This is a genomic window from Micromonospora sp. WMMD729 (assembly GCF_049315225.1).
In the GTDB taxonomy this organism is placed as follows: domain Bacteria; phylum Actinomycetota; class Actinomycetes; order Mycobacteriales; family Micromonosporaceae; genus Micromonospora.
On record NZ_CP186059.1, the window covers coordinates 1648371 to 1666023 of the forward strand.

14 protein-coding genes are annotated in these 17653 nt (G+C 72.1%); 8 read left to right on the forward strand and 6 right to left on the reverse strand.

Annotation, left to right across the window (positions count from 1 at the left end; all coding sequences use genetic code 11):
* Window positions 1–108 precede the first annotated feature (108 nt).
* Window positions 109–1368 carry a hypothetical protein gene (locus tag ACN263_RS07665; protein WP_422739102.1) on the forward strand — a complete coding sequence of 420 codons (1260 nt, stop codon included), beginning with the start codon at window positions 109–111 and terminating at the stop codon, window positions 1366–1368.
* A gap of 82 nt (window positions 1369–1450) precedes the next feature.
* Here ACN263_RS07665 and ACN263_RS07670 read toward each other — a convergent pair whose 3' ends face one another.
* The 4 genes from ACN263_RS07670 to ACN263_RS07685 all read right to left on the reverse strand — a co-directional run bounded on the left by ACN263_RS07670 (window position 1451) and on the right by ACN263_RS07685 (window position 7735).
* A complete protein-coding gene (locus ACN263_RS07670; protein ID WP_422739103.1) occupies window positions 1451–3721 on the reverse strand; it encodes a glycoside hydrolase family 44 protein in 2271 nt (756 codons plus the stop codon).
* Between the two features lie 159 nt (window positions 3722–3880).
* Window positions 3881–4114 carry a holin gene (locus ACN263_RS07675; RefSeq protein WP_355052950.1) on the reverse strand — a complete coding sequence of 78 codons (234 nt, stop codon included), beginning with the start codon at window positions 4112–4114 and terminating at the stop codon, window positions 3881–3883.
* Window positions 4115–4232: 118 nt separating this feature from the next.
* Window positions 4233–4820, reverse strand: a complete 588-nt coding sequence (locus ACN263_RS07680; protein WP_422739104.1) for a DUF4240 domain-containing protein — start codon at window positions 4818–4820, stop codon at window positions 4233–4235.
* 56 nt (window positions 4821–4876) lie between these two features.
* Window positions 4877–7735, reverse strand: coding sequence for a BTAD domain-containing putative transcriptional regulator (locus tag ACN263_RS07685; protein ID WP_422739105.1), 2859 nt, complete (start codon window positions 7733–7735; stop codon window positions 4877–4879).
* A 187-nt stretch (window positions 7736–7922) separates the two neighbouring features.
* Between ACN263_RS07685 and ACN263_RS07690 the strand changes: the two genes are divergently transcribed.
* The 5 genes from ACN263_RS07690 (at window position 7923) to ACN263_RS07710 (ending at window position 11511) form a co-directional block, all read left to right on the forward strand.
* Window positions 7923–8774 carry a hypothetical protein gene (locus ACN263_RS07690; RefSeq protein WP_422739106.1) on the forward strand — a complete coding sequence of 284 codons (852 nt, stop codon included), beginning with the start codon at window positions 7923–7925 and terminating at the stop codon, window positions 8772–8774.
* A gap of 91 nt (window positions 8775–8865) precedes the next feature.
* A complete protein-coding gene (locus ACN263_RS07695) occupies window positions 8866–9552 on the forward strand; it encodes a Type 1 glutamine amidotransferase-like domain-containing protein (protein ID WP_422739107.1) in 687 nt (228 codons plus the stop codon).
* Window positions 9553–9729: 177 nt separating this feature from the next.
* Window positions 9730–10191 carry an NUDIX domain-containing protein gene (locus ACN263_RS07700; RefSeq protein ID WP_422739108.1) on the forward strand — a complete coding sequence of 154 codons (462 nt, stop codon included), beginning with the start codon at window positions 9730–9732 and terminating at the stop codon, window positions 10189–10191.
* A 69-nt stretch (window positions 10192–10260) separates the two neighbouring features.
* On the forward strand, window positions 10261–10833 hold the full coding sequence (locus ACN263_RS07705) for a GNAT family N-acetyltransferase (protein WP_422739109.1): 573 nt from the start codon (window positions 10261–10263) through the stop codon (window positions 10831–10833).
* A 117-nt stretch (window positions 10834–10950) separates the two neighbouring features.
* Window positions 10951–11511 (forward strand): dihydrofolate reductase family protein, encoded by a 561-nt coding sequence (locus tag ACN263_RS07710; RefSeq protein ID WP_422739110.1) that lies wholly within the window; start codon window positions 10951–10953, stop codon window positions 11509–11511.
* Window positions 11512–11520: 9 nt separating this feature from the next.
* Here the strand turns inward: ACN263_RS07710 and ACN263_RS07715 are convergent, their stop codons facing one another.
* Window positions 11521–12750 (reverse strand): DUF418 domain-containing protein, encoded by a 1230-nt coding sequence (locus tag ACN263_RS07715; RefSeq protein ID WP_422739111.1) that lies wholly within the window; start codon window positions 12748–12750, stop codon window positions 11521–11523.
* A 102-nt stretch (window positions 12751–12852) separates the two neighbouring features.
* Here ACN263_RS07715 and ACN263_RS07720 point away from each other — a divergent pair, with 102 nt between their 5' ends.
* Window positions 12853–13596, forward strand: a complete 744-nt coding sequence (locus tag ACN263_RS07720) for a TetR/AcrR family transcriptional regulator (RefSeq protein ID WP_422739112.1) — start codon at window positions 12853–12855, stop codon at window positions 13594–13596.
* 96 nt (window positions 13597–13692) lie between these two features.
* Here ACN263_RS07720 and ACN263_RS07725 read toward each other — a convergent pair whose 3' ends face one another.
* Window positions 13693–14079 carry a hypothetical protein gene (locus tag ACN263_RS07725; protein ID WP_422739113.1) on the reverse strand — a complete coding sequence of 129 codons (387 nt, stop codon included), beginning with the start codon at window positions 14077–14079 and terminating at the stop codon, window positions 13693–13695.
* 337 nt (window positions 14080–14416) lie between these two features.
* Between ACN263_RS07725 and ACN263_RS07730 the strand changes: the two genes are divergently transcribed.
* A complete protein-coding gene (locus tag ACN263_RS07730; RefSeq protein WP_422739114.1) occupies window positions 14417–17602 on the forward strand; it encodes a penicillin acylase family protein in 3186 nt (1061 codons plus the stop codon).
* Window positions 17603–17653: the final 51 nt, after the last annotated feature.

Sequence of the window (17653 nt, forward strand, 5' to 3'; positions counted from 1 at the left end):
GCCGTCTCCGTCGTCGGCCCGCGCGAGCAGGGGCGTCGGACACCGATGGCCGTCGATTGCCGATAGTCTGCTCACCGGCACTGTCCGTGCGTCCCGGAGGGTTGCGCCATGGCCAGAACTAGTCGGCGGATGTCGCGCGGTGTCGCGGTCGCGCTGGTCCTCCTGGCCGGGGTGGCCGTTCCGGTGGTGCCGGCCCAGGCGGCGAAGAAGGGCCCGGATCTCGCGGTCGACGCGTCCGGCACGCGGATCGCGCTGGGGGTGGAGCGGAAAGTCGTCCATCTGAAGATCAGCAACCTGGGCGACGAGACTCCGACTGACGTCGTCGTCAACGTCCGTCAGCCTCCGGAGGGCCCCGATCCCATGTCGGTCGCGCTGCTGTGGCACGCCGGCGGTGGAGTGGGCGAGTGCGACGGCGACTTCGGCGGGTTCTACTGCCGACTGTCGCCGGAGCTGGTCCCCGGCCCGGGCGAGACCGTCGACGTTCCGATCGACGCGATCGTCCATGGGCGGGCCCCCTACGAGGGCGAATTCGAAGTCTCGGTCAGCATCCGACCGGACGAGGACGCGAATCCGGCCGACAACACCAGGTCGTTCCCGCTCATGCTGGTCGACGAGCCCACGGCGGACCTCTCACTGGTGGCCCGCGACGTGAAGCAGTCCGTACGGGTAGGTGCCAACGGCAGGCCCGTGCCCACCGGAACGCTGCACCCGGGTGAGACGGGCGCGGTGTGGTACACCGTCGCCAACCAGGGCCGCACGGCGGTGCGTGGGGTACGAGTCACGCTGCGGCTGCCCGCCGGGGTGACGTTCACCAGGCAGCCGGCCCCGTGCGTGCTGGATGATCGGGGGCGGTCGGCGGTCTGCACCTACCCGAACCTCACCCTGGTTCCGGTCGTCGAGGACACCGACCCGAACGACACGATCTACTCGGCGGTCGAGCTGTACCACCTGGTGACGACTCCCGCATCCGCCGCCGCGCCGGCGACCTTGCGGGGCGGAAGCGTGCGGGTGGAGGGCCTTGCCGAGCAGTCGACGGACAGCCGCTCCGGACCACCGCGCATCGAGCTGCCCACGAATGCCGTCGCGGTACGGGTAGGCGACGTCGACCCGGGCGACAATCAGGACGGGTTCGCCGTGGTGCTGGCCGCGAAGAGCAGCGGCGGCGGCAACGGCGGTGGCGGTAACGGCAACGGCGGCAACAGCGGCGGCGGTGGCAGCGGCGGGGGACTGCCGGTCACCGGACCGGAGGCCGGGTTGTTCGGCGGGATCGGCATGGCCGCGCTGGCCGCCGGAGGCGTGTTGATCCTCGCTGCCCGGCGTCGCCGGATGATCGTGGTGACGCCCGAGGACGAGCGGGCAGCGGCCTGATCTGCCGGCGCGTCCACCCTGCCGGACAACCCGGAAACCGTGCCGCCCCGCGATGTCCACGGCGGCGGCACGGTCACTCAGGTCAACCGCAGCGTTGCCCGTTGAGGGTGAACGCGGTCGGCGCTGGGTTGGTGCCGCTCCAGGTCCCGTTGAAACCGATGCCGGCGGACGCGCCGGGACCGAGTTTGCCGTTCCAGCTCATGCTCTCCGCGGTGACGGTCGTCCCGCTCTGCTTCCAGGTGGCCGACCAGCCCTGGCTGACCTTCTGGCCGGTGGTGGGGAATTCGAAGGCGAGTTTCCAGCCGTCGATCGCGGTGGCGCCGGTGTTCGTGATCGTCACCGTCGCGGTGAAGCCACCCGGCCAACTGTTCGCCGTGTAGCCGACCGTGCAGCGAGCGGTGGGCGCGGTGGGCGCGGTCCGCACGGTCAGGCCGGGCGAGGCCGTCGAGACGTTGCCCGCCGCGTCGCGGGCGGTCACCACGAAGGTGTACGGGGTGTCCGGCGTCAGTCCGGTCACGGTGTACGCGGTGCCGGTGGCGCTGCCGACCTTCACGGTGCCGGCGGTGTCGACCCGGTGCACGTCGTAGCCGGTGACGGCGGTGTCATCGGTGGACGGCGTCCAGGACAGCGCGACGCTGTCGCTGGTGATCGTGCCGGCGGTCGGCTTGCCCGGGGCAGTCGGCGGCGTGGTGTCGCCGGGCGTGGTGGCGCGCGGCAGCACCAGGTGGGTGATCGAGTTGGCCGGGAAGGTGGTCGTGAGGCCACCCGCGGTCACCGGCTGGTCGGCCTCCCGGACGACGCCGGCCAGGTTCGCCCCGCTGTACCGGTAGACCTGGGCGGTGCTCGCGGAGCCGCCGACGAGGCTGACCGGGCTGGTCAGGTCGTCGCCGGTCTTGTTGACCACGACCACGGTGAGCGCCTTGTCGGCGCTGCGCTCGGCGGCGTACACGGCCAGTTTGCCCTGGTCGGCGCTTGTCGCCTGGACGGAGGTCTCACCGAACGCGCCGCCGGCGCCGTCGTAGTTGCGGTAGATGCGGAAGGCGTTCGCCACCGGCTGGTCGGCTGCGGGCGCGGTCCAGAGAGCGGCCATGTCGAGCCCTTCGCGCCCGAAGATGCCGAGTACGTCCGCCTGGGCGAGCGCACCGTTGAGCGAGCCGTGGGCGCCCCAGTTGTACTCGGTCATCGCGATCTTCGTGCCCGGGTAGTGCTGGTCGACCAGCTCGCGCATGCGCGGGATGAACCGGACCGGGCTGTTGATCCAGCTCTCGTCCACGTAGGTCGTGTCCCAGAGTTGGCGGGTCGAGCGCAGTCGCAACGCCTGGGTGGTGGCGTCGCCGGCCGCGTCCCCGAACACACCGGACTGCTGCGGGTAGAGGTGGACGTCGAAGTAGTCGAGGAGTCGGGTGCCGTGCTGCTGCTCGTACTCGCGCATCCGGTCCAGGTACCACGGGCCGAGGTCCTGGCCGCCGTGTGCGGCCTTGTCCGGCGGGTTCGACCAGCAGCCGGTGCGCGAGCAGGTGTCCTGGTCAAGGCCCGAGAAGATGATCGAGTTCAGGCCCCAGCCGACCGGACCGAGCGTCTTCGCGCCGGGGTCGGCGGCCTTGATCGCGGCGGCGTACGCGTAGGTGCGGTCGCGCAGCTCGTCGTAGCCCAGCCCGGCCGGCCGGACGTCGCGGTGGGTGGCGTGCCACAGGTCCGGCTCGTTGTCCAGGTTGTAGAACTGGACCCCGCCGTCGGCGGCGGCGCCGAACTGGCCCTTGAGGTGGTTGACGAAGTCGGTGGCGTATTCCGGACCGACGGCGACACTGGTGTCCTCCGGATCGTTGCCGGTGACCAGCGATCCGTCCGGCTTCTTGCCGTTGCCGCAGTCCGGCGCCCAGGGGTCGGTGGACTCCTGGGGACCGTACTTCGTGACGCTGAAGCCACAGGCCCGCGACCGGTCCTTGGCGATCCAACCGAGCATCGGCATCGTCATGACCGTGGCGGCGCCGGTGGCCTTGTTCTGCTGCACGAACCGGTCGGACTCCGAGCCCTTCGGGAGGTTCTCGGGGTTCGCGTTGTCGTTGGGAATGTTCTCGAAGTACCAGTCTCCGGCGCGGTTGGTGGTGTCGGCACGGAAGTTGTAGCGGGTGGTGGCGTTGCCGCCGTAACGGTGCAGCGGCAGTCGCAGGTCGCGGGCCAGGGCCTCGTCCGCGAAGTTCATGCCGTAGATGTACGGGCTGATCTGGTGCCGGGCGGCGGTGGTGTCCACGGTCAACGCCGGGCCGGTCGCGGCCAGGGCCGGCGCCGGTAGCGCCAGACCGCCGAGGGCCGTGGCGAGCACGACCGGGAGTACAGCTGTGTGGGGACGCACGAGCATTCCTTCCGAATAGGAGCCCGTCGATGGGAGCGCTGCCACAGCGTCGCGTCTTCGCGGCCCCGAGTCAACGCCGTACGGTCACCTCGTCCGGGCGCGGCAGCGCCCCCGCTGGCCGGAGTCGGCGAGGGCGCGACCGTCCGCAGTGGGCTGCGGCTACTGCTCGCCGCCGACGAGGCTGGGCGAGTCACCCTCGCCCGACACCCGCGCGCTCACCAGCGAGGTGAGCACCGACAGCACGGCGGCACCGGACGCGATGCCGCCCGCTGCCGCCCAGTCCGCCTGCCACGCGTTGAACACCACGTCCGCGCCCCAGTAGAGGAGCAGACCCTGCGCCGCGCTCTTCACCGCCCGCTCGGCGGTGGCCTTCCAGAACTTCGTGGTGAACATGTCCGTACCTCCAGAGCCAGGTTCGTGGAATGGTCCATGTGCCAAGAATGCCTGGTCAGGAGGGGTTGATGCGCGTCGAGTTGCCGTCGGTTCGCGGCGGCGTGCTCAGGCGGCGTGCTCAGTCGTCGGCGTCGAGGAACAGCGCGGCCAGCCGGGGCAGTCGACGCCGCATCTCGTCATCGTCGTCGAAGTCGAAGTCCTCGCCCATGTCGGCCTCGCGGGCCGCGTCGACACCGTCGGCACCCTGCTGACGGGCGTTCATCGCCGCGTCGAAGGCGTCGTCGTCACCCGTGACCTGCTCGTAGGCCTCGCTGGCCACGTAGTTCACCGACTCGGCGAACAGAGCGCCCTCGTCGTCCCCGGCTGCCGCTCGCCGTACCAGGGGATGATCGGCCAGGCCGTCGGGGGAGGCCAGGACCCGCTCGTACCACCCGCGCCCCTGGGCGATGACTCCCGCCCGGAAATCCATGAAGCTGTCGTCCGAGCATCCCCCGCCGATCAGGTACGCGGCCGCCCAGACGTCCCACCGGTAGAGCGCGTCCTGGAGGTGGTCGAACAGCTCCTCGAACTCAAGGATGTTCTCCGGTGAGGTGGCCGCCAACCGCCGCACCAGCGCGGCGGCGACGGCCTCGCCGTCGTCGTCGGTCCGACTGCCGACCTCCGCCCCGGCCGACTCCACCAGCGCCCAGAACTCGTCAACGTCCATGGCGCGGGAGTGTGCCACGGCCGACCGACACGAACGCACCGGTCGCGGCGGTGTGGTCAGAGCTCGCCACCGCCCGTGGACGCCATCGGGACGGGGGCGGCCAGTTTGGCCCGGGGCCGGTCGGCGTCCGGATGGCGCAGCTCGTCGAAGATGCTCAGCGCCTCCCGCCACGCCCGGCGCGCGGCGTCGAGGTCACCGGCGGCCCGGAGGCTGTCGCCCAGGTTGTCCAGCACCTCCGCCTCGTCGTACCGGTCGCCCAGTTCCCGGTGCAGCGCCAACGCCCGCCGGTAGCAGTCCGCCGCCTCGTCGTGGTCGCCGAGGCCGTGCCGGACGTACCCGAGGCTGTCCCAGGTCAGCGCCGCGCCGTGCCGGTCGCCGGTCTCCTCGTGCAGCCGCAGCGCGGACTGGCAGCAGTGCAGCGCCGGCCCTGGCTCGCCGAGCCGGGCGTGCATCCACCCCAGATTGTTGAGCGCCTTGGCCTGCCCGACCCGGTAGTCGGCGGCCCGGTACAGGTCCAGGGCCAACCGGGTCTCGTCCAGAGCCGCCCGCAGCCGGCCCTGCCGGGCGAGCACCCAGCTCACCCCGAGGTGCGTGTGCGCCCGTCCGGTATCGTCGCCCAACTCGCGGTACAGCTCCAGGTCGCGTCGGTAGTGCCGGTGCGCCGCCTCGTGCTCGCCGGACCAGGTGCAGGCGATGGCGAGGCCGCGGTGGGCCAGCGCCTGACCGGCCCGGTCACCCCGACGCCGCGCCGCCGCCAGCGCGGTCCGCTGCGCGGCGGCGAGCTCCGGCCAGTGTCCGCTGCGATCGAGGTACGTGGTGAGAGCCGCCGCCAACGTCCACGCGTGCCGGTCCAGGCCGGTGGCCGCCGCCCGCTCCACACAGGCCAGCAGGACGTGGTGTTCGGCGGCGAACCACCCGGTCGCCCACCCGTGCTCCGGACGGTCGCCCACCGTCACTCCCGGCGCGGGCGGCGTCAGCGCGGCCGGTCGCGCCAACCGGTACGGGTCGAGCAGGTGGTCCGCAGCGTGCGAGGCGTGCAGGTAGTGGTCGAACAGGCGGCGTCGGGCGGCCTCCCGCTCGGCCTCGGGGTCGGTGTCGTGGCACAGCTCCGAGGCGTACGCGCGCAGCAGGTCGTGCATCGCGTACCGGCCGACGCTGCGTTCGGTGAGCAGGTTCGCCCGGGTGAGGCCGGCGAGCAGCGGGCCGACCCGGGCCGGCGGCAGGCCGGCGAGGCTGGCCACCGCCGTCCGACCGGCGTCGGGACCGGGGTGCAGCCCGAGCAGCCGGAACAACCGGGCCGAGTCGGCGTCCAGAGCCCGGTACGACCAGGAGAAGACCGCCCGCACGTCGGTCATCGGGTCGCCGGTGGCCAAGGGGCTGAGCCGATCCGGGTCGCTGTCCCGCAGTTCGCCGGCGAGCACCGTCAACGGAGCGTCGGGCTGCCCGACGGCGCGGGCCGCGACGACGGCCAGCGCCAACGGCAGGCCGGCGCAGCATCGGACGATCTCGTCCAACGCCGACGCTTCGCGCCTGGCCCGCCCCCGACCGAGCCGGGCGGTCAGCAGCTCCCGGGCCTCCGCCGCGGCGAGCAGGTCCAATGTCACCGGGTGGGCCCCGGCGTTGACCACCAGGCCGGTGAGCCGGTTACGGCTGGTCACCACGACCAGGGTGCCCGGGGAGCCCGGCAGCAGCGGCCGCACCTGCTCGTCGTCGCGGGCGTTGTCGAGCAGCACCAGGACCCGGCGGTGGGCGAGCAGCGTCCGGAACAGGGCAGCCTGCCCGGGCAGGTCGGTGGGTATCCGCTGGGGCGGTACGTGCAGTGCTTCCAGGAAGCCGCGCAGCGCCTCGCCCGGCGACACGGCCCGGCCGTCCAGGTCGAACCCGCGCAGGTTGACGTAGAGCTGCCCGTCCGGGTACCGGTGCGCCACCCGGTGGGCCCAGTGCACCGCGAGGGTGGTCTTGCCGACCCCGGCGGTGCCGGCGATGGCGGAGATGACCACCGCCCGACCCGGCCCGCCCGCCTCGCCGGCCCGGGCGGCGCCCTCCGGGTCGGTGGGCAGCAGCGCGTCGAGTTGCCGCAGCGCGACCGAGCGACCGGTGAACCAGGCGGGGTCGCCGGGAAGCTGCGCCGGAGGCGGACCGGCGGGTCCCGCAGGCACGGGCTCGGGCGCGACCGGGGTGCGCCCGCGCAGCACCCGCAGGTGGGCCGCGCTCAGCTCGGGGCCGGGCTCGACGCCCAACTCGTCGACGAGACGTCGGCGGGTCTCGACGTAGAGTCGCAGCGCGGCGGCCTGCTGGCCGCAGCCGGCCAACGCGAGCAGGTACCCGGCCACCAGCGGCTCCCGCAGCGGATGCTCTGCGACCAGCGGACGCAGCGCACGCGCGGTCACGGCGAAGCGGCCGAGGTGAAGTTCCACGGCGGCGAGCCGTTCGTACGCGAGCAACCGCTGCTCGTCCAGGCCGGCGGCGGCGGCGTCGACGAAGGCGCCGGCCGCGCCCGCCAGCGCCGGCCCGCGCCACAGCGCCAGGCCGTCACGCAGCAGTCGCGCCGCCTCTGCCGGTCGGCCGGCCGCCTCCTCGACGCGGGCCCGCTCGACCGCCGAGGTGAACTCGGTGAGGTCCAGCTCGGTCCCGCGGACGGTGAGCCGGTATCCGCCGCTCTGCGTCGTCAGCAGGTCGGCCGCGCCCGCCCCGCGCAGGGCCGCCCGGATCCGGGAGACGCAGACCTGGGCCTGGGTCCGGGCGCTGGCCGGCGGTTCGTCGGCCCAGAGCGCCGACACGATCTGCCCGAGAGGCACCAGCCGGTCGGCGTTGAGGAGCAGCAGAGCGAGCACCGCGCATTGCTGGGGGCGGTCGATGGGAAGGACCCGCCCGCCGGCGGTCACCTGGACGGGGCCGAGGACTGACCACCGCATGGCTTTCCTCGTCAGTCGTGATGGGACGACCACAGTCTATGGATGGCGGGACCGGCGCGGCCCGCGCCAAGCGGTCGGATAGCGGACGCCAAGCGGCCCCGCCCAGGCTCTCCTCAGCCGCCGGATCCGCAGGTCCGGGGGGAGGCGGGCCGGCTCGACGCCGGCCACTGTGGATGAGGAGAGCGACATGCGAGTAACCAGGGGGCGGGGCGTGCTGACGGCTGTCGTGTCGACGGCTGCCGTGGTGGCGGGCATGGGCTGGGCGGCACCGGCCTGGGCGGTACCCGGGTTGGAGACCGTCACCCAATCGGCGGCCGAGAGCAGCGCGGACAAGTCGGCGTTCGCGTCCTGCCCGGCGGGCAAGGTGGTCACCGGGGGCGGAGGGTTCCTCCCCGCCGGCTCGTCGGCCGCCGGGCGGGTCGGGCTGGACCGGTTGGAGCCGCTGGCCAACGGCACCGGATTCTTCGTGACCATGCGCGAGGTGGGCCCGGTCAACTTCGTCGGGGACTGGGGGTTGCAGGCCGTCGCCCAGTGCGCCACGACACCGGCCGGCTACCAGGTCGTGGCCACGACCGGGGCGGTCGGGACGGAGTACGTCACGGCGAGCTGCGGGACGAAGAAGGTCATCGGTATGGGTGGGCGGGTCAACAGCGGCCTGGGCGACGTCGTGCTCGACCAGGTGGTGCCGTCGTTCGACCTGACGTCGGTGACCGTCCGGGCGGTCGCCGTGCAGGGCACCGCGCCGGCCGGCTGGAGCGCCACCTCGATCGCGGTCTGCGCCAACGCGCCCGCCGGTCTGGAGCGGGTCGCGTTGACCGGGGCGAGCGCGAGCAATCCGTCGGACCACGCCATCAAGTCGTGCCCGGCCGGCAAGGGCCTCTTCAGCGCGGGCGCCGACATCAACGCCGGCAACGGTCAGGTGCTGCTGACGGCGATCAACATCACCGGGGGGAACACCGTTCGGGTACGGGCGGACGAGGACGCCGACGGGCTCGCCGGCTCGTGGAGCCTCAACGGGTACGGCATCTGCGGGAGCTGAACCTGGGCCGGGGCCGCCGGTGGCGGCCCCGGTCGCCGGCCCTCGTGGGCAATATGATCGTCGTCAGGTGACGACCGGGAGGGCGGATGCCATGAGGTTCCTTCTCACGTCGGGGGGCATCAGCAACCCGAGCATCTCCGACGCGCTCGTCGACCTGCTGGGCAAACCGATCGCCGAGTCCACGGCCCTGTTCATCCCCACCGCTGTCCATCCCTTCCCCGGCGGTGCCGAGCGGGCCTGGAAGGCGGTCCAGGGCCATGCTTCGATCCCGCTGACCCAGCTCGGTTGGAAGTCCGTGGGGTTGTTGGAACTCACCGCGCTGCCGACCATTCGAGAAGAGAACTGGATCCCGGCGGTCCAGGCGGCCGATGCCCTGCTCGTCTGGGGCGGCGACGTGCTGTACCTGACCCACTGGCTGCGCCAGTCGGGCCTGGCCGACCTCCTGCCGTCGCTGAGTCACACGGTCTACGTGGGAGTCAGCGCCGGGAGCATCGCGGTCACGCCGTACAACTGCGACGCGGAGTTCGACCTGGGATTCGTCCCCGAAGGCAGCGACATGGCGCAGGACGCCGACCGGGCGCTGGGCCTGGTGGACTTCACGGTGTACCCCCACCTCGATCATCCGGAGATGGCAGACGCCACGCTGTCCACGATCGAGAAGTGGGCGGCCGGAATCCCGGTCCCGACTTACGCCATCGACGACAACACCGCCATCAAGGTGGTCGATGGCACCGTCGACGTCATCTCCGAAGGCGAGTGGAGACTGATCAACCCCTGACTGGTCTCGCGGGTCCGGCGCCGGTAGATCCCTTCGCGCGGTGACCGCGAGCCGGGGGCGGGCTGGTGGCCCAAGCTGCTTCACTGGTGAGATGGGCACCCGTCTCCTCTCCCGGGTCAATCTGCCGGCCGCGGGCGTGCACTCGGGCTCGGGTCACCCGGGGCCGCGCTGATGGGCATGTCCGCGCACCTGGCCCGACTGCGGGCGGTGATCGGCCCCGAGCTGATCCAGTTGCCGTCGGTGTCGGTCGTCCTCGTCGACGAACACGAGCGGCTTCTGCTGGTACGCCACGCCGGCAGTCCGGACAGGTGGGGTCTGCCGGGCGGCGCGGTGGAGATCGGCGAATCGCCGGCCGAGGCGGCCGTGCGCGAGGTCCGGGAGGAGATCGGCGTCCAGATCGGCGGGCTGCGGCTGCTGGACGTGCTGGGTGGTACGGACTACGAGGTGACCTACTCCAACGGCGACCAGGTCGCGTACGTCACCGCCGTCTACCAGGCAGTGATCGTCGACGGGACACCGGCCCCGGACCAGGAGGAGATCAGCGAGCTGGACTGGTTCACCCCGACACGGCTGCCCGGCGTCGAACTCAACCGGTTCACCCGGGCGCTGCTGACGGCAACCGGTCACCTGGCGAACTGACGGCTGAAAGTGGGCAGCCCTGCCCCACCGGGACAGCGAGCCGCCGGGCCCGTCGCTACGGTCGCCAGGATGAACAGTTCCCATCCGCCGGTGGTCGGCGTCGTGCACCAGACGTCCGACTCGACCGTGCGGCTGCGCCCGGTGGCCGAGGACGACCTGGAGATGCTGCGCCGGTTCGCGGTCGAACCCGGGCTGATCGGGCTCGACTGGGCCGGCTTCCGGGACGCCGCCGCGCCGGCCCGACGCTTCGCCGAGGACGGCTATCTCGGTGAGCGGGTCGGTGGCCTGATCGTGCAGGTGGAGCCGGCGGCCGACCCGCGGGCCGGTTTCCTCAGCTACCTCCAGCGCCAGTTCGAAGGTCGGGCACCCTACTGGGAGATCGGGATCGTGCTGTTGCCCGAGTGGCGCGGCCAGGGCATCGGCTGGCGGGCACAGGCGCTGCTCTGCGACTACCTGTTCAGCCACACCCCGGCGCAGCGCATCCAGGCCGGCACCCATGCCGAGAACGTCGCCGAGCAGCGGTCGCTGGAGAAGGCCGGCTTCCAGTTGGAGGGAGTCCTGCGGGCCTGCGAGTTCCGGGCCGGCGCCTGGCGGGACGGGTGGCTCTACAGCCGGTTGCGCGATGACCCGTCACCCCTGTGACCAGACGGCTCCGGCATCGTTCGAGCCGAGGATGTCGGCGGGCGACCGTAGCCTCGGGCCAGGTAGGGGCAGACCCATTCACCGGGAGGTTACGTGTCGGGCCGTTTCGTGTACTGGATGAACGTCTCTCTCGATCTTCGGATCGAGCATGCCCCGGGTGAGGAGGGTGCCGGGAACTGGCTGCGCATCGGCGAGCCGCTGCACCGGGAGTTCAACGCGCGGGCTCGGGCGCTGACGTCGATGGTCCAGGGGCGCACCATTTACGAGACGATGGAGGGGTACTGGCCGGCCGCGCGGGACGACGAGGAGTTGCCCGACTACGTGCGCGAGTACGGCGAGATCTGGACGACGAAGCCGAAGGTGCTGGTGTCCCGTACCCGCACCGAGGCCGGTTACCGCACCCGGACCATCGGCTCGGACGGCGATGCCGTCGAACTGCTCGCCCGGTACCGCCAGGAGCAGGACGGCGACATCGGTGTCGGTGGCGCGACGGTTGCCACCCAGCTGCTCCGCGCGGGACTGCTGGACGAGTTGCTCCTCTTCACACACCCCGTCATCCTCGGTACGGGCCGGCCGCTCTTCGACGACCTGGCGCGATCGGTGCAGCTGGACCTGCTCGAACAGGGCTCCTTCGCCGAGGGCGTCACCCTGCACCGGTACGCCGTCCGCACACCCTGACCGCGCCCGCTACGTCGAGGACGCGTGGTCCCGCCGTCGTACGCCGTCCTCGGCGGCCTGTGCCTGATCCGCTCGGGCGACGAGGGCCGGACGGCGCGCGTTGGTGAGCCAGCGCAGTGCCCACTCGACCGGTCCGTAGCGGAACCGCCGTAGCCAGAGCGCGCTCGCCGCCAACTGGGCCGCGAACACCGCCAGGACGAAGGCGAGGAGGGCCAGCGGGGAGAACGTTCCGGCGAGACCGAAGCCGATGCCGGTGAAGACGATCAGGCCGACCGCCGACTGGGCGAGGTAGTTGGTGAGGGCCATCCGGCCGGCCGGGGCGAGCGCCGACCGGACCACCGACGTCCGCGGGTTGTGCATGATCCGCAGCAGTGTCGCCACGTAGGCGGCGGCCAGCAGCGGCGCCGTCGAGACGCTGGCCGCGACGCCGAGAGTGTTGCCGTTGCCGCCGCCGGCCGCGTAGACGGCCGCCCCGAGCAGGCCGACCGGAAACCCGATCCACTGGATGCGGCGCAGCACCGGCTCGTTGCCCCAGGCACGGCTCAGCCACTGCCGGCGTCCGGCGACCATGCCGAGCAGGAACAGGGCCAGGGCGGTCGGGCCCTGCAGGGTGACCGCCTGGAGCACCAGCAGGGGCAGGCCGGCGAGGTGCTCGCCGATGTTCGCCGTCCAGCCGCCGAGCAGTGCCCGGGTCGCCTCCTCGCCGTTCGCCAACGCCTCGGCCTCGCCGGGCAGGAACGCCGAGCGGTCCACGAGAAGCGCGCTGGCGACCAGGCTGATCAGCACGAGCGCGTAGAGCGCGGCCGCGATGCGGAGCGCCGTACGGTCGGCCACCCTGCGCAGCAGGAGCAGTGCGAGGCACGCCACCGCGTACGTGGTGAGGACGTCGCCGCCGTACAGGAACACGGTGTGCAGGGCACCGAGGACGAAGAGGCCACCGATCCGGCGGAGCATGCGCGCCGGGAACGCCGCGCCGGCCCTGCTCGCCGCGGTCATCTGGAGGGTGAAGCTGTATCCGAAGAGGAAGGAGAAGAGCACGTAGAACTTCATGTCGACGAAGACCGAGGAGAAGGTACGGACGGCGTCGTCGAGGCCCGACGCGAAGTCGGGGTCCGTCACCAGGTTTCCCGGATAGCCGGAGGCCATGAAGGTGACGTTGACAACGAATATGCCGAGGAGGGCGAAGCCTCGAATCGCGTCGACGTCGTGGAGACGTCCGCCCGGTACCCGCGTGGTCATCACGATCTCCATCTCCGTATGAGCTACAGCGTACGAGATACAGAGTCCCTGAGATCTAGAGTGCAGGCAAGACCCCCGGGTGAAGAGCGAGGAGATTCGGACGTGGCGCAACGGAGGCTTCCGGCAGTGGTGGCCCGGATGTGGGGTCGTGAGACCAGCGCCCGGCACGGCCCCCGGCCCAGCCTCGAACTGGGCAGCATCGTCGACGCCGCGATCCGGATCGCGGACCGTGAGGGTCTGGTGGGGGTGACGATGGGCAGCGTCGCGAGCCAGCTCGGGGTGGCGGCGATGTCCCTGTACCGCTACGTCGGCAGCAAGGACGAACTACTGGTCATGATGGCCGACGCGGCAGCGCCCGAGCCGCCCGCGCTGGACGGGCGCGCCTGGCGCGACTACCTGTCCGAGTGGACGCGCGCCAACCGGGACTTCCTGCTCGCCCGACCGTGGCTGCTGGCGCTCGATCAGCGCACCCCGCCCACCGGGCCCCGGTTGCTGCGCTGGCTGGATCGCGCGCTCGCCGCGCTGGCCGGGACCGGGCTCGCCCACGGCGCACGGATCAACATCGCCACCGTGCTGAGTGGGTACGCCACCCAGCAGGCGGCCCTGGCCCACGCGCTGAGCGCCGGTCCGGCCGCCACCGACGACTCGATCGCCGGGCTGACCGAGTACGGCGAGATCCTCGGGCAGGTGCTCGACGCTGACCGCTACCCGGAGCTGACCAGGGCCGTCGGCGGGGACGCGCTGGGTGCCGCCGAGGAGTGGATCGACGACGCCGACTTCACCTTCGGGCTCGGCCTGCTGCTGGACGGCATCGAAGCGCTCGTCGCACGGCAGGTGCACGACTGAGCGCGGGCGGGCGGCAATCTCGCCAACCGGACCTGCTCGGGTGGCTTTAGCCTGTCGGCCGTCGAGAAGCCGGCGGGTGTGCCACGCCTTGACGAGCTAGGGCAGGGGTGGACACCAGGCCGCGTCGGGCAGGCCCGCCACCGCTGGCGATCCGGCGGCCAGGATCGCCGCCGCGGCGACCAGCCAGGGCCACCAGCGCCGGTTCGTGTGCAACCGCGCCAGCGCCACGCCGAAGCACAGCACGCCGGCGACGCCGGCCGCGCACGCCAGTCCCCAGAGGACCGTCCCGCTGTCGGGGCCGAACCCCCCGGTCTCCTGGCGGCATCCGCCGGGGCTGGTGATCTCGGGGCTGAACCAGAGGAGCGCCATCCCGTACGCCAGCAGCACCGGGCCGGCGACGGCCGAGCTCAGGACGGTGACCACGAGTCGCGGTCCGATGGCGGACATCGGCTCGGTGGTCCCGTCCGCCCGCTGATCGGTCATGCGGGCACTATCGCACCCCCGCCGGAACGTGGGCAGTGGCCGCGGGCCCGATCGGGTCACCCCGCCGGATGCCCCGGCTGACGGTGCGCGCCGCGAACGCCTGACCTAGCGTCGACGGGTCCGCCGGGGTGGGAAACACCGGAAGATGGCGAAACGTCGACATTGGCGCGTGGTGAACGACGGGTATCCCTAACGACGGTTCAGCGCCGATCATTGCCCGGAGATCGATGTGAGTCATTCTCACCTCCGGGTGGATCGCCCGGCACGGAGGGCGAGACGTCGGCACCGGAAGCCGGGCGTACCGAACGGCCCGACTCCGCGTCCCCGGAGGATCGCCATGCCCCGTACCGCTCTGCGTGCCCGCCTCGCGGCGCTCGCCGCCGCCACCCTGACCGCGAGCGTCCTGACGGTGATCCCGCCGTCACCGGCGCTCGCCGCCACCACCTTCACCGCCAACGACTACTGCCTGGGTCAGTGCTCCGACATCCTGCCCCCGGGACAGAACGGCAACGCCACGCTGGTTGCCATCCTGGCGCACCAGGCGCTCGGCACCCGCCCCGCGCACTCCAGCGACCAGCTCGACGAGTACGCGAACCTGGTCTACAACTACGCCGGGCTCACCGACGAGCAGATCGCCCACTTCTACAACGACGCCTCGTTCGGCGTACCGGCCGCGCAGGTCGAGAGCACCGTCTCGCCGCGCGCGGACGTGACCATCGTGCGGGACAAGGCCACCGGCGTCCCGCACGTCACCGGCACCACCCGCGGCGGCACCATGTTCGGCGCCGGCTACGCCGGGGCGCAGGACCGGCTCTGGGTGATGGACCTGCTGCGGCACGTCGGACGCGGCAACGTCAGTTCGTTCGCCGGCGGCGCGCCCGGCAACCGTGAGCTGGAGCAGAGCGTCTGGGCCAACTCGCCCTACACCGAGGCGGACCTCCAGGCCCAGGTGGAGGCGCTGCGCACCAAGGGCGTTCGGGGTCAGCAGCTCTACACCGACGTCGCCGACTACATCGCCGGCATCAACGCCTACATCGACAAGTCGATCGCCGACGACAACTACCCGGGGGAGTACGTGCTCGCCGGCGCCGGCAAGCCGAAGCACTTCACCATGACCGACCTGATCGCCACCGCCGGCGTGATCGGCGGCCTGTTCGGTGGGGGCGGCGGCAGCGAGATCCAGTCCGCTCTGGTCCGGGTGGCCGCCCGAGCCAAGTACGGCGTCACCGAGGGCGACCGGGTGTGGGCGTCGTTCCGGTCGCAGAACGACCCGGAGACCGTGCTCACCCTGCACGACGGGCAGAGCTTCCCATACGGGGCGACGCCGCCCGGCGCGACCAGCGCGGTGCTGCCCGACGCCGGGACGGTGGTCGCCGAGCCGCTCGCCTACGACGCCAGCGGCGGGGCCGCCTCCCGCACCGGCGCCAGCACCGCCACCAAGGAGCTGATCGGCGGCCTGGCCAACCTGCGCGCGCACGGCATGTCCAACGCGGTCGTGGTCTCCGGGCGGCACACCACCACCGGTAACCCGGTCGCCGTGTTCGGCCCGCAGACCGGCTACTTCGCGCCGCAGCTGCTCATGCTCCAGGAGTTGCAGGGGCCCGGCATCAGCGCACGCGGCGCGGCGTTCGCCGGGCTCAACCTCTACGTGCTGCTCGGCCGGGGCCAGGACTACGCGTGGAGCGCCACCTCCGCCTCGCAGGACCTGACCGACACGTACGCGGTGCCGCTGTGCACCACCGACGGCACCGCGCCGACGCTGCGGTCCAACCGCTACCTCTACCACGGGCAGTGCCTCGCCATGGAGGCGTTGGAGCAGCGCAACTCCTGGTCGCCCACGCTGGCCGACTCCACCCCCGCCGGCTCGTACACGTTGCGCGCGCTGCGCACCAAGTACGGGCTGGTCTCCTACCGGGGACTGGTGAACGGGCAGCCGACCGCGTTCACCAAGCTGCGCTCCACCTACCGGCACGAGGCCGACTCGGCGATCGGCTTCCAGGCGTTCAACGACCCGACGGCGATGGGCAGCGCGGCGGCCTTCCAGGCGTCCGCCGCCAGCGTCGGGTACGCGTTCAACTGGTTCTACGTCAACTCGACCGAGGCGGCGTACTACAACTCCGGCTCGAACCCGGTCCGGTCGTCGGTGACCGACCCGAACCTGCCGGCCAAGGCCGAGCCGGCGTACGAGTGGGCCGGCTGGAACCCGGACACCAACGACGCCACGTACGCCCCGACGTCGGCCCACCCCCAGTCGGTCAACCAGGACTACTACGTGAGCTGGAACAACAAGCAGGCGCGGGACTTCGGGGCGGCGGACGGCAACTTCAGTTTCGGCTCCGTACACCGGGGTCAGCTTCTCGACGGCCCGGTGCGGGCGGCGATCGCCCAGCGCAAGCTCGGCCGCGCCGACGTCGTCAAGATCATGGCGGACGCGGCGGTGACCGACCTGCGCGGCCAGCAGGTCCTCGGCGACCTGCTGCGGGTGCTCGACAGCACGCCGGTCACCGATCCGGCGCTGGCCGACGCGGTGGGCAAGCTGCGCGCCTGGCAGCAGGCGGGCGCCCGCCGGGTGGAGACGTCCCCGGGTTCGAAGGTCTACCAGCACGCCGACGCCATCCGGATCTTCGACGCGTGGTGGCCGCTGCTGGCGTCGGCCGAGTTCCGGCCCGGCCTCGGGCCGGACCTCTACGCCGCGCTGGTGGACGCCATCGAGGTCAACGAGGCGCCGTCGGGCGGCCAGAACGGCGGGCGCGACGGCACCGCGAGCTGGGCGTTGCAGGGTCAGGCGCACAAGGGTTCGTCGTTCCAGTACGGCTGGTGGGGCTACGTCGACAAGGACGTGCGCACCGTCCTCGGCGATCAGGTGGCGGGCGGACTGGGCCGCGCGTACTGCGGCAACGGCAACCTCGGCGCCTGCCGACAGTCCCTTCTGGACGCCCTCGGTCAGGCCGCCGCCGTGCCGGCCGGCACGGTCTACCCCGGCGACAAGTCCTGCGGCGCCGGTGACCAGTGGTGCGCCGACTCGATCGCGCAGTCCGGGCTCGGTGGCATCACCCACCCGGTGATCGCCTGGCAGAACCGTCCCACCTACCAGCAGGTCGTCTCGTTCCCGGCCCGGCGGGGTGACGACATCACCAACCTGGCCCAGGGGCGTCCGGCGACCGCGTCGAGCACCCAGTTCCTGACCAGCTACACGCCGGACAAGGCGGTCGACGGCAGCCTGAGCAGCCGGTGGGCCAGCAGTTACAACGACAACCAGTGGCTCCGCGTCGACCTCGGCGCGGCCCGCACCGTCAGCCGGGCGGTGCTGCGCTGGGAGTCCGCCTACGGCACCTCGTACCGGATCGAGGTCTCCGGCGACGGCAGCTCCTGGACCCCGGTGTTCACCACCACCGGCGGCAACGGCGGCGTCGACAACGTCACCTTCGCCCCGGTCACGGCCCGCTACGTGCGGGTGTACGGCGTCAAGCGGGCCACCTCGTACGGATTCTCGCTCTACGAATTCGAGCTGTACGGACGGTGACCCGCCCGGTAGGGGCCGGCGGATCCTTCGCCGGCCCCTACCGGCACGGCT

Coding starts and splice junctions, on each gene's coding strand:
- ACN263_RS07665 (WP_422739102.1), top strand. CDS start 109: ATGGCCAGAACTAGTCGGCGGATGTCGCGCGGTGTCGCGGTCGCGCTG.
- ACN263_RS07675 (WP_355052950.1), bottom strand. CDS start 4,114: ATGTTCACCACGAAGTTCTGGAAGGCCACCGCCGAGCGGGCGGTGAAG.
- ACN263_RS07725 (WP_422739113.1), bottom strand. CDS start 14,079: ATGACCGATCAGCGGGCGGACGGGACCACCGAGCCGATGTCCGCCATC.
- ACN263_RS07705 (WP_422739109.1), top strand. CDS start 10,261: ATGAACAGTTCCCATCCGCCGGTGGTCGGCGTCGTGCACCAGACGTCC.
- ACN263_RS07710 (WP_422739110.1), top strand. CDS start 10,951: ATGAACGTCTCTCTCGATCTTCGGATCGAGCATGCCCCGGGTGAGGAG.
- ACN263_RS07685 (WP_422739105.1), bottom strand. CDS start 7,735: ATGCGGTGGTCAGTCCTCGGCCCCGTCCAGGTGACCGCCGGCGGGCGG.
- ACN263_RS07680 (WP_422739104.1), bottom strand. CDS start 4,820: ATGGACGTTGACGAGTTCTGGGCGCTGGTGGAGTCGGCCGGGGCGGAG.
- ACN263_RS07695 (WP_422739107.1), top strand. CDS start 8,866: ATGAGGTTCCTTCTCACGTCGGGGGGCATCAGCAACCCGAGCATCTCC.
- ACN263_RS07700 (WP_422739108.1), top strand. CDS start 9,730: ATGTCCGCGCACCTGGCCCGACTGCGGGCGGTGATCGGCCCCGAGCTG.
- ACN263_RS07690 (WP_422739106.1), top strand. CDS start 7,923: ATGCGAGTAACCAGGGGGCGGGGCGTGCTGACGGCTGTCGTGTCGACG.
- ACN263_RS07730 (WP_422739114.1), top strand. CDS start 14,417: ATGCCCCGTACCGCTCTGCGTGCCCGCCTCGCGGCGCTCGCCGCCGCC.
- ACN263_RS07715 (WP_422739111.1), bottom strand. CDS start 12,750: ATGACCACGCGGGTACCGGGCGGACGTCTCCACGACGTCGACGCGATT.